1 protein-coding gene is annotated in these 557 nt (G+C 67.0%); it reads left to right on the plus strand.

The window, feature by feature from the left end:
- Positions 1 to 86: 86 nt before the first annotated feature.
- Positions 87 to 557: HlyD family secretion protein (locus AC1RQF_RS33500; protein WP_492874435.1), on the plus strand; the 471-nt coding region annotated here is incomplete at its 3' end.

Below are 557 nucleotides of genomic sequence, written 5' to 3' on the forward strand. Positions count from 1 at the left end.
CTGAGGCGGATTGAGCCGCCCGCCGCCCGAACCGATTCCAATTCATACACACACGTACTACTCGAGATAAGACGGAGCAACTCGCCATGAGCGAATCCCAACAGCCGCCGGTGGCGGCCGCGCCGCAGGAAGGCGGCAAGCGCAAGCGGATGATGACGCTGCTGGTCGTCGTGATCGTGATCGCCGCGATCGCCTACGGTCTCTACTATTTCCTCGTCGCGCGCTTTTACGAGTCGACCGACGATGCCTACGTGAACGGCAACGTCGTGCAGATCACGCCGCAGGTGACGGGCACCGTGATCGCGGTGAACGCGGACGACACGCAGTCGATCCGCACGGGCCAGCCGCTCGTGCAGCTCGATCCCGCCGATGCGCGCGTCGCGCTGCAACAGGCGGAAGCGAATCTTGCTCAGACGGTGCGCCAGGTGCGCGGCCGGTATGTCGACGACGACCAGTATCGCGCCCAGGTCGCGCTGCGCGAGTCCGACCTGTCGCGCGCGCAGGACGACCTGCGCCGCCGCCTCGCGGTGGCGCAGACGGGCGCGGTGTCGCAGGAA

It is taken from the genome of Burkholderia sp. GW821-FHT14F03 (genome assembly GCF_058803765.1).